The 10,564-nt window shown below is 53.6% G+C and carries 9 protein-coding genes; 5 read left to right on the forward strand and 4 right to left on the reverse strand.

Features of this window, described 5'->3' with window-relative positions:
* Positions 1–45: 45 nt before the first annotated feature.
* On the reverse strand, positions 46–948 hold the full coding sequence (locus tag IBT46_RS25305; RefSeq protein WP_200547914.1) for a dihydrodipicolinate synthase family protein: 903 nt from the start codon (positions 946–948) through the stop codon (positions 46–48).
* Positions 949–1,656: 708 nt separating this feature from the next.
* On the opposite strand from IBT46_RS25305, the gene IBT46_RS25310 reads away from it, so the two are divergent.
* The 5 genes from IBT46_RS25310 to IBT46_RS25330 all read left to right on the forward strand — a co-directional run bounded on the left by IBT46_RS25310 (position 1,657) and on the right by IBT46_RS25330 (position 8,599).
* The gene (locus tag IBT46_RS25310) at positions 1,657–2,988 is read left to right on the forward strand and encodes an MFS transporter (protein WP_200547915.1); all 1,332 of its coding nucleotides are present in this window, start codon (positions 1,657–1,659) and stop codon (positions 2,986–2,988) included.
* A 1,416-nt stretch (positions 2,989–4,404) separates the two neighbouring features.
* Entirely contained in the window at positions 4,405–5,328 is a 924-nt protein-coding gene (locus IBT46_RS25315) for a sugar ABC transporter substrate-binding protein (RefSeq protein WP_105592613.1), read from the forward strand.
* Positions 5,329–5,361: 33 nt separating this feature from the next.
* The gene (locus tag IBT46_RS25320) at positions 5,362–6,846 is read left to right on the forward strand and encodes a sugar ABC transporter ATP-binding protein (RefSeq protein ID WP_105592612.1); all 1,485 of its coding nucleotides are present in this window, start codon (positions 5,362–5,364) and stop codon (positions 6,844–6,846) included.
* 29 nt (positions 6,847–6,875) lie between these two features.
* Positions 6,876–7,898, forward strand: a complete 1,023-nt coding sequence (locus IBT46_RS25325; protein WP_172606588.1) for an ABC transporter permease — start codon at positions 6,876–6,878, stop codon at positions 7,896–7,898.
* Between the two features lie 260 nt (positions 7,899–8,158).
* A complete protein-coding gene (locus IBT46_RS25330) occupies positions 8,159–8,599 on the forward strand; it encodes a 6,7-dimethyl-8-ribityllumazine synthase (RefSeq protein WP_105592610.1) in 441 nt (146 codons plus the stop codon).
* Positions 8,600–8,711: 112 nt separating this feature from the next.
* Here the strand turns inward: IBT46_RS25330 and IBT46_RS25335 are convergent, their stop codons facing one another.
* From IBT46_RS25335 to IBT46_RS27490, 3 genes are all read right to left on the reverse strand, one after another.
* Positions 8,712–9,593 (reverse strand): helix-turn-helix transcriptional regulator, encoded by an 882-nt coding sequence (locus IBT46_RS25335; RefSeq protein WP_200547916.1) that lies wholly within the window; start codon positions 9,591–9,593, stop codon positions 8,712–8,714.
* A gap of 5 nt (positions 9,594–9,598) precedes the next feature.
* A complete protein-coding gene (locus IBT46_RS25340) occupies positions 9,599–10,228 on the reverse strand; it encodes a YbhB/YbcL family Raf kinase inhibitor-like protein (RefSeq protein ID WP_200547917.1) in 630 nt (209 codons plus the stop codon).
* A 104-nt stretch (positions 10,229–10,332) separates the two neighbouring features.
* Positions 10,333–10,564 (reverse strand): hypothetical protein (locus IBT46_RS27490; protein WP_234480294.1); only part of this gene is annotated, 232 nt, incomplete at its 5' end.

Consider the following 10,564-nt stretch of genomic DNA (forward strand, 5'->3'; position numbering starts at 1 on the left):
CGTTTATATGCGGTACAGAGGGGATTAACGGATCAACCGGTTCTGTCAGCCAGCAATCGCCGCAGCGACATTCTGCTTCACGCCGGCAATCACCGCTTTCAGCTCTGCCTGCTCTTCTTCTGTCAGCCCCAGCAGCGGTGCGCGAGCCGGTCCGGTGCTCAACCCGGTCAGATCCACACCGTGTTTAATCGCCTGTACGAATTTCCCGCCGTCGAGGTAGTTCATCAGTGGCATCATCGCCGCCATAATTTTGCGGCCCTTATTGAAATCTTTTTCCACTACGCAGGCCTGATACAGGGCCACGTGTTCCTGTGGAATAAAGTTGGAACCGGCACAGACCCAGCTGCGTGCGCCCCAGGCAAAGAACTCCAGTGCCAGATCATCCCAGCCGCAGGAGAGGGCGATGTTCGGGAACTTAATAGCCAGCAGATGCAGGCTGTTCAGATCGCCGGAGCTTTCTTTAATCGCCACCACATTTTTCGATTTGCTGACCTCGGTGAAATAGGTTTCACCCATGCTGATACCCATACGGCCCGGGTAGTTGTAGAGCATGATCGGCAGCTGCGCGGCTTTGTCGACGGTCAGCGCGTGGTGGGCGTTTTCCAGTTCGGTCGGCAGCGCATACGGCGGCGAGGTGACCAGAATGGCGTCGGCTTTAATTTCGCGGGCGTGTTTGGCAAAGGCCACGGCATCTTCGGTACGGATCGCACCGGTGCCAATCACCAGCGGCAGGCGGTTAGCCGTGACCTGGCGTGCGCGCTCGGCCAGCGCCAGGCGCTCTTCCACCGTCTGCGCGTAATATTCACCGGTCGAACCGCCAATAATAATGCCGTGTACGCCACCGGCAATTAATGACTCCAGCACTTCATCAAAACGGGCGAAATCAATCGAACCGTCAGCAGCGTAGGGGGTAACGGCAGGGGTATAAATACCATCAAAATTAATCATATATTCTCCAGGTCAGGTATCCGGGCAGCGTTGACTTAACGCTGAGCGGGTATTTGATGAGATCCCGCAGTCCGCCGAAGCCGGAAAAATACGGTTCGACTGGGACAGGTTCACTCCATTTGCTAACAATCTGCCAACAAGTTCACGGGCAGGCAATATGTGGATTTTTTTTGCATACATAAAAAAGACAAAGAAAATACGCATTAGTAGTATGAAAATACCAATGATTTTTATTAATTCGTTTAAAATCATATAATTAAAATATTATTTTTAGGTTATAATATTCTGTTTTGTTTTCAGATGGCGATCACATTCCTGAATAATGCCCACCGTGAGCGTATTTACAGTGTGCAGTCGGGGGGTATAGTTTCAACATGAATTTAACCTGGAGTTAACAGCACTTTTCCCCTCGATAGCCTCACTGGCGCGGGCCATCTTCCAGCACTGAGGCTCAGCAATAACGGGGAGAATGGTTAAATAAAAAGGATGTGTTCTTCAGGTGAATTTAATTTCGCGATAACGCGAAAAAAATAACAGGAGCCGATAAACAATGAACGGGTAAGGTTTACCGAAGAGAAAAAGATAACCGATATCAAGACTTACATGACGTTATAAAAATTAAATTAACGAAATTTCTGAATTATCGATCTGATTCAGAGCGAATTTCTGTACCTGCAAAATATGAATCCTTACAGGAGATTCACTGTCATGAATAAGAATAATATATCTATTGAGGATGTACCCTTAAATGGTTTTCACCAGTTGATGACCGTCCGCGCCGGGGGAGGATGGATCCTTGATGGCTATGTGCTGAGCATTATCGGCGTAGCGATTGTGCAGTTTTCGGGATACCTGCATCTGGACTCCTTCTGGCAGGGACTGGTTGCGGCATCGGCGATGTTCGGCACCTTCTTTAGCGGATTCCTTGGCGGCTGGCTGACCGATAAAGTTGGCAGGCAGCGCCTGTTCTTCGTCGGGCCGATTCTGTTTATTCTGGGTTCGATTGGCACGTTCTGGACGGAATCCGGGGTGATGTTGTTCTTCCTGCGCTTCCTGATAGGCGTGGGGGTGGGGCTGGAATATCCGGTGGCCGGATCGTTGCTAACCGAATTCCTGCCGCAGAAAAATCGCGGTCCGCGCCTGGCGGGGCTGACGATCCTGTGGTTTGCCGGTGCGGCACTGGCTTACATTGTCGGTAATGCGATTCTGGCTCACGGCGGTGATGACGCCTGGCGTTACGTGCTGGCCAGCCCGGCGGTACTGGGTGTGGCATTGTTCCTGATTCGTCTGGGTACGCCGGAATCTCCGCGCTGGCTGGTCAGCAAAGGCCGCCTGGCGGAAGCCGAACAGATCATCAAAAAAGTGTACGGCGCGACTTTCTCGCTAGCTAATCTGCCGAAAGAGTCGGAAGAGCAAAAAGTGTCTATCCGTACATTGTTAAATGCAGGCTACGGCAAACGTATGCTGTTCGTGGCGGTGTTCTGGAGTGCGGCGGTGGTGCCGATGTTTGCGGTCTACTCGTTCGCTCCGGTGGTACTGCAGGCGCTGAACCTGAAGGGCGAGTGGGCCTCGATGGGCTCGGTGATTATCACGCTGCTGTTCGTAGTGGGCTGTATTATCGCTACCCGACTGATTGATACGATGGGCCGCCGCAAGCTGATTATTCACAGTTTCCTGTGGTCAAGCCTGGCCCTGCTGGGACTGGGGGCGGCTTCACACGGTTCTGAAATGCTGGTACTGGCTCTGTTTGGTGCCTACGCGGTGTTCATCGGCGGGGCGCAGGTGTTGGAACTGGTGTATCCGAATGAGCTGTTCCCGACTGAGGTTCGTGCATTCGCCGTTGGCATGGGGTCTTCACTGTCGCGTATTGGATCTGCTGCCGGGACCTGGCTGGTGCCTTACTCTCTGGCGACGCTGGGTATTGGGCATACGATGTATGCAGCCGCGGTAGTATCCATTATCGGTCTGTTGGCTTCTATCTGGTTGGCGCCGGAAACTAAGGGGATGACCCTGGAGAAGGCGGCTTCACTGAGTCGTTAATTGTTATACCAGTCATCGTTAGATCTTCAAGCCGCTGCGGGTAGTACCGTGGCGGCTTTTGCATTTGTTTGGCGTTGTTTGCTGGAAACGAGGGACTGCGCAGACGGGTGAATCCCTCTCCGGAGCGGGTCCTCGCGCCGCTGCGCGTTGCCTTCACTCCGTTCGTCAGCCAGCCGGACCGGTACAGACGCGCGTCCTGCGTAGGATTCACACGTCTGTGCCTTATTAACTGTGTTGCCTGATGTGCCAGCGCAGACGGGTGAATCCCCCTCCGGAGCGGGTCCTCGCGCCGCTGCGCGGTGCCTTCACTGCGTTCGTCAGCCAGCCGGACCGGCACAGACGCGCGTCCTGCGCGGCTGTACCTTTCGCCTGCGTCCATGCAGGCGAATCCTGGCTTCCTCTCTACGTTCAGCGCTGCGGATGCTCCTGCGTGGGATTCACCCGTCTGGGCTTTCATCATTGGAGTTGCCTGTGAATGATAAGATCCTGGTCTCGGTATTGAATAGCAGACTACGTCATTGACAGTGCTCTGCGTCTCCTGCGGCGGCATTTCTATTTGTTAGCGTCGTTTTCTCAGAATGTGTGGCATTGCAGATGGATTTCATCATCTGAACTGCTTTAAAAACAGCGAGTAAGAAAGAAGAGGGTGGCACGGTATTGAGCGGCTAAAGGGCAATCCGCAGCGCTGAGGTGCAGGCATCTGGCCAGGAGACGGCGACAGGACGTCGTCGTCAGGTGGAATCGCAACAGGGACGTTGCGTTTCCGCCGGTCCGCCCGGCCGGATGCCGGAGCCGAAGGGACCGCGAAGCGGCGCGAGGACCGCCCGGTAGCCGCTCAATACTGGGACACGACCCACATCACCGAAGCGACAAACAAGCAATCTGAACAATTCACCCGACAGCCGCTCAATACCGTGGATCCCCCCACCACCGCAGCGAAAAGTCCTGGCTACCCCCCCGACATTTCATTTACAGCCCCCCAGCCGGGTTGTGACCTTGCTCGGGTAACAAAAAAGCAATTGCCGTCAGTCTCAAATCTCTTGCGCCAGATCTCACTTTCCAGCGTTTCCATGAGCGATGTTAGAGGTGTGTCAAATTTTTGTTATTTGATGATTTTAAAACACGCGTTTCGGTGCTTTATTAGTGAAAGTTTCAATTAACTTTAATATGAAACAAAAAAACTGCTCTGCGGCAACGTAGGCAGGGGACAGGAAAAGTAAAACAGTGGTTTGAATTTAAGATGTTGTTTTGTAGTGAATTATTCCGATTAAGTGCTAATAAGAAAATAGTCATACACGAAATAGTAACCCCCTACATTTTACTAAAGTCGTCGGTCACGTTGAAGGAATGTAAAAGAAATTTTTCATTCGACGTCTCAGCCAGCCTGCGCATGCTAACGATAATAAGGGCTCCGCCATGAACGTGAAAAAAACAATTTTAGCGTCACTGTTAGTATGTATGTTACCTGTCACAAGTTTCGCCAAAGAAGTCCAGGTTGGTGTTTCTATGGCACTGTTTGATGACAACTTCCTGACTATTGTGCGCAATTCCATCAGCAAGGAAATGAAGAAAGAAAACGTCGACGGGCAGATCGAAGATGCCAAAGGCGACGTAGCCCAGCAGCTGCAGCAGGTGCAAAACTTTATCGGCCAGGGCGTTGACGCAATCATCGTTAACCCGGTTGATACCAACGCAGTTAAACCGATTGTTGACCTCACCACTAAAGCCGGCGTGCCGCTGGTGTTCGTAAACCGTAAACCCGCGACTGAACTGACCAGCAAAATGGCCTACGTCGGATCGGATTCCGAGCTGGCAGGCCGTCTGCAGATGGAAGCGCTGGCTAAAGCAATGGATTACAAAGGCAACGTGGCGATTCTGATGGGGGATCTGGCTAACGAAGCAACGCGCGACCGTACCAAAGGCGTGAAAACCGTAGTGGCTAAATACCCGGGTCTGAAAGTCATTCAGGAACAGACGGCGAAATTCACCCGTAACGACGCGGTGGACGTAGTCAGCAACTGGATGACGGCGGGCGATGATATTCAGGCTATCGCTTCCAACAACGACGAAATGGCTATCGGTGCCCTGCAGGCACTGGGCAAAAACCCGAACAAAATCGTGATCGCGGGCGTGGATGGTACACCTGATGCGCTGCAAATGATCAAGAACGGCAAGATGGTTGCCACCGTGTTCCAGGATGCAAAAGGACAGGGTGAAGGCTCCGTACAGGCCGCCGTTAAGCTGGCAAAAGGTGAAAAAGTTGAGCAGAACGTGATGATCCCTTATCAGCTGATCACCAAAGAAAACTACGCAGAATTTACCAGCAAAAACCTGAAATAACCGTTGCCGATAACAGTTGTACGGAGGTGTTAAATGTCCGCATATGCGCTTGAAGCCGAAGGCATCAGCAAGTTTTTCCCGGGAGTTAAGGCGTTAAGCAACGTATCGCTGCGCGTCAAACCCGGAACGGTGCATGCTCTGATGGGTGAGAATGGCGCGGGCAAGTCCACTTTAATGAAGTGCCTCATCGGGATTTACCGTCCCGATGAGGGACAAATCCGCATTAAAGGCGAGCCTGTGCAGTTTACCGATACGCTGGATGCGCTGCGTTCGGGAATTTCCATGATTCACCAGGAGCTTAATTTGGTACCGCATATGACGGTCGCCGAAAATATCTGGTTGGGTCGCGAGCCGATGAAACTCGGCTTCGTCGACCACGGAAAACTCAATCGTTTGACCAAAGATCTGCTGGTTAAACTGAATATCCGTCTGCGGCCTGACCAGATGGTTGGCGATCTGAGCATTGCCTCCCAGCAAATGGTTGAAATCGCCAAAGCGGTGTCCTGGAACTCGGACATCGTGATTATGGACGAACCGACGTCGGCACTGACGGAAACCGAAGTGTCGCATCTGTTCGCCATCATCCGCGACCTGCGCGAGCAGGGTAAAGCCATCATCTATATCAGCCATAAAATGGATGAGATCTTCGCCATTACCGATGAAGTCAGCGTGTTCCGTGACGGCACCTGGGTGGCCAGTGATGCCACGTCGAGCTATTCGCGTCAGTCGCTGATTACGCAGATGGTAGGGCGTGAACTGACCCAGCTGTTCCCGAAATTTGATGCGAACATCGGCGAAGATGTCCTGACCGTGCGTAATCTGACGCGTCAGGGCGTGTTCCACGATGTCAGCTTTAACGTACGCCGTGGCGAGATTCTCGGCGTTGCGGGACTGGTGGGTGCCGGACGCAGCGAAGTGATGGAGAGCCTGTTCGGCATGACCTCCATCGACAGCGGCGAAATACTGATTGACGGCGTGCCTACCACGATTGAATCGCCGGCGGCGGCGATCGATAAGGGGCTGGCATTCCTGACCGAGGACCGTAAAAAGTCCGGCCTGTTCCTGGTGCTGTCGGTACTGGAGAACATGAGCATCGTCAAAATGACTAACTACAGCGCCAAAGCGGGCTTTGTTAATCACGGCGATATGGCGAAGGACTGCCTTGAGCAGATCCGCAAGCTGAATATCAAAACGCCGACAATGGACCAGATCATCAATAACTTGAGTGGCGGTAACCAGCAGAAGGTGCTTATTGCGCGCTGGCTGCTGGCCCAGCCCAAAATTCTAATCCTTGACGAACCTACCCGTGGTATCGACGTCGGTGCGAAGGCGGAAATATACCGTCTGATCAGCGAACTGGCGAGTCGTGGCGTTGCCATCATCATGGTTTCTTCCGAACTGCCGGAAATTCTGGGCATGAGCGACCGGGTCATGGTTATGCACGGCGGTCGTATTACCGGCATCCTCAATAAAGAAGATGCTGACCAGGAAACCATTTTGTCGTTGGCGTCCGAGTAAGGGCGTAAGGTAAATAAAATATGAGTGATATGAAAATGACAACGCAACAGTCAACTGAAGCACCCTCATTCTTCAGTAATCTGAAAAGCAAGATGCCGAAAGATACCGGTATTTTCGTGGTAATGGTCGGTATCGCGCTGATTTTCGAAGCCTTTGGTTGGTATGTTCGCGACCAGTCATTCCTGATGAACCCTAACCGCCTGGTGCTGATTGTTCTACAGGTGGCGATTATCGGTATTATTGCCGTCGGGGTGACCCAGGTCATTATTACTACGGGTATTGACCTCTCGTCCGGCTCGGTGATTGCCCTTACGGCGGTGGTTGCCGCCAGCCTGGCGCAAACCTCAGACAGCCTGTCGCCGATGTTCCCGTCGCTGGTGGATATGCCTGCGGTGATCCCTATCGGTGCGGGGATCGGGGTCGGTCTGCTGTGCGGTATTCTGAACGGCGTGCTGATTACTAAAACCGGTATTCCTCCGTTTATCGCCACGCTGGGTATGATGGTTTCTGCCCGTGGCCTGGCACAGTACTACACCCAGGGTAACCCAATCAGCTTCCTGTCTGACGGCTTCACCGCTATCGGTCAGGGCGCAATGCCGGTGATTATCTTCCTGGTCGTAGCGGTCATCTTCCATATCGCTCTGAAACACACTCGCTACGGCAAATACGTTTACGCTATCGGCGGCAACATGGTGTCGGCGAAAGTGTCCGGTATCAACGTTAACAAGTACCTGATCATTGTTTACACCATCGCCGGTGGCCTGTCCGGTCTGGCGGGTGTGGTGCTGGCGGCTCGCGTCAGCAGCGGCCAGTCAAGCATGGGTCTGTCCTACGAACTGGATGCGATTGCCGCAGCGGTTATCGGCGGCAGCAGCCTGATGGGCGGCGTGGGCCGCATCACCGGTACGCTGATTGGTGCGGTGATCCTCGGTCTGATTAAGAGTGGCTTCACCTTCGTGGGCGTTGATGCTTACGTGCAGGACATCATTAAAGGGATGATTATCGTGGCGGCGGTGTCTATCGATATGTACCGCAACCGTAAGAAGCGCTAATCGCAGTAACTGATTTTTATACGCTTACGGACCGGGGGATCGTTAACGATCCCCCGGTTTTTTTGTTTTTCTATTGCGCCATAACACGGTTGTTACGCTTCAGGGGAGTTATAAAATGCTGCGAGACGACGGGAAGCGGCTTTTTTTTTGACGTCTGGATTTCGTATTTTCAACATGTTATACCAAGTGAAAATAATCTTACTTTCCAGTAAAATTCCCCATTAAAGATTGATACATTTCATCGCGTTCTTGGAGTTACAGTGAAAAAAATTAATATCGCCTTTGTGAAAGCCAACTGGCATACAGAGATTGTGAGCAAGGCATTAGAGGGTTTCCGTCAGCGCATCGCTCAGGAAGATAACGTTGATGCCGTGATTAACGTCTTCGACGTTCCCGGTGCATTTGAAATGCCGTTAGTGGCCCAGAAGCTGGCGAAAACCGGCAAATATGATGCGATCGTCTGTGCTGCGCTGGTGGTTGACGGCGGCATTTACCGCCATGATTTCGTTGCCCAGGCGGTGGTTGATGGCCTGATGAACGTGCAGCTGGCCACCGAAGTTCCGGTGTTCTCCGTTTCGCTGACCCCGCATAATTTCCAGCCGGTTGACGAAATCGTGCAGTTCTACGATAAGCACTTTGTTAAGAAAGGCGCGGAAGCCGCGCAGGCCGTTCTGGCCGTTAATAGCCTGGTGATTGAATAATTTTCATCTTCGGATGCCTTTACCCGTAAAGGCATCCGGCTATTGTCGTTAAAGCCCCGATTTATTCCTCTGTTTCCCGACTCTCATTCCCTTTCTTTTTCCATTTTAAAGATCACCTCAGCCGGGCGGGCGAAATGCCGAAGCGCGTTCTGAAGCGTGCCGAAAAGCGCGCGGCGGAAAGATAGCCGCTGGCGTCGGCAATCTGCGTCAACGGCCAGCTGGTGGTTTGCAGCAGGGTCATTCCGTGCTGTAGCCGGACCTCGCGCAGCAGCGCATCGAACTTCATATTCTCACCATTCAGCCTGCGCCGCAGCGTGGCTTCGCTCATTGCCAGCGCGTGACCGGCAATTTTCGTCGTCCAGCGCCTTTCCGGCTGCTGTTCCAGCAGTCGGCGAAGCCGTTCACCGGTACTGCTGCGCGACGGCGGAGAAAATGCCAGCCCCAGTTCTGCCAGGCACAGCAGCAGATCGAACAGGCGGATCTCAAGCCGCGCATCGCTCAGGTTCTTTTCCTTAAGGTTTTCCAGCAGCGGAAGCAGTGCGGGAAAAAGCGCGTCGAAAGCCCTGGTCGTACGCAGCGCGGTTTCGGTATTTTCAGCGGCGCTGGCGACGGCTGGATAGAACTGGCGAAAGCGATCGAGCGTCGCTTCACTGACGGTAATAAACAGCGAGCGAAAAGGCGAACCGTCATCGGCAGGCTGTTTGTTCAGGTCAATGAACTGCCCTGGATTCACCAGTGCAAAGCCATCATCGGGCGTCAGCGTTCGCGGGCCGTGGGGAAGCAGAAAGGTCAGCGTGCCGGAGAGGATCAGCAGCAGGGTCGGGCTGTGAAAGTGGAACTCGGAAATCCGTTGCTCAGTGCGCATCTGTGAATGCGCCACACCACACAGGCCATCGCGCAGCCATGCCTGTTCGCCGGGCAACGGCAGCACCGCCCCCGGCACATGTGCGGCTGACCGCTCATGATGATCAAGGGAAGGGCGGTGCACCGTCATTGTCGTCAGCCTACAGTCGGGTTCAGGCTGTAAAGCCCGGTGATCTGCGCGCTGCCCAGCACATCGGCCGCCGCGATTGCCGCCAGAACGTTAGCGCCGTTCAGCTCACCCGCAACGTTCAGGGTGCTGTTCGCCAGCGCGTAGACGGTGAAGACATAGTGATGCATCAGCTCATCGTTCCACGGCGGGCAGGGGCCGTCGTAGCCGAAATACTGTCCGCTCATCTCCTTATCGCCGGCGAACCACGCGGTGTAATCATTCACGCCGTGGCGCAGGCCGTTCGGCGCTGTCGGGCCGGGTTTGCCGCGTGGAGTTATCGCATCGGACTGGCTGCCGGCTGCAATTTCGCTGACGGATGCCGGGATATCCAGCAGCAGCCAGTGGTAGAAATCGACGCGCGGCAGCGATGCCTCTACCACTTTACCTTCCTGGTTGACGTTATCGCCAACGGACGGGACGTCCGGGTCGTGGCAAACAATCACCAGGGATTGGGTGCCTTCAGGGAGATCCTGCCACGCCAGGTGCGGGTTACGGTTAGCGGAGAGGCGAATGTGATTTTCGCTGTCGGCTACGGCAAAGGCGAATTCACCGGGAATGAGCTGGCCGTCGGTAAAGCTGTCGCTGTGAAGTTTCATGAGTGCTCTCTGTGGTAAGCGGTTGATTGAGATGTCGTTCGGATGGCGATCATCATATCGATAGCGAGGAGTGAAAAACTTCCCAATCCGCTCAATGTTATTTCTTATAGCGTCATTTTGATGGCCAGGGGAGTTTTTTTATGAGTTGCTGAGTTGCTGAGTTGCTGAGTTGCTGAGTTGCTGAGTTGCTGAGTTGGGGAGTTGAGGAGTTGCTGCATGTTTGGCGTCTGGCCTGTCGGTGCAGGGTGGGTTCGCGGACTCGGCGTGAACACGTCCGTGTGGCCTGAGCCTGTAAATAATTCTGTGTAACTGCCCACAGTTAAAGATGGCCGTTCA

The organism is Erwinia sp. S38 (assembly GCF_016624545.1).
Classification (GTDB): domain Bacteria; phylum Pseudomonadota; class Gammaproteobacteria; order Enterobacterales; family Enterobacteriaceae; genus Erwinia; species Erwinia coffeiphila.

Bases quoted from the DNA above. Each gene is read 5' to 3' on its own strand.
- IBT46_RS25305 (WP_200547914.1), bottom strand. From the start codon at position 948: ATGATTAATTTTGATGGTATTTATACCCCTGCCGTTACCCCCTACGCT.
- IBT46_RS25310 (WP_200547915.1), top strand. From the start codon at position 1,657: ATGAATAAGAATAATATATCTATTGAGGATGTACCCTTAAATGGTTTT.
- IBT46_RS25315 (WP_105592613.1), top strand. From the start codon at position 4,405: ATGAACGTGAAAAAAACAATTTTAGCGTCACTGTTAGTATGTATGTTA.
- IBT46_RS25320 (WP_105592612.1), top strand. From the start codon at position 5,362: ATGTCCGCATATGCGCTTGAAGCCGAAGGCATCAGCAAGTTTTTCCCG.
- IBT46_RS25325 (WP_172606588.1), top strand. From the start codon at position 6,876: ATGAAAATGACAACGCAACAGTCAACTGAAGCACCCTCATTCTTCAGT.
- IBT46_RS25335 (WP_200547916.1), bottom strand. From the start codon at position 9,593: ATGACGGTGCACCGCCCTTCCCTTGATCATCATGAGCGGTCAGCCGCA.
- IBT46_RS25340 (WP_200547917.1), bottom strand. From the start codon at position 10,228: ATGAAACTTCACAGCGACAGCTTTACCGACGGCCAGCTCATTCCCGGT.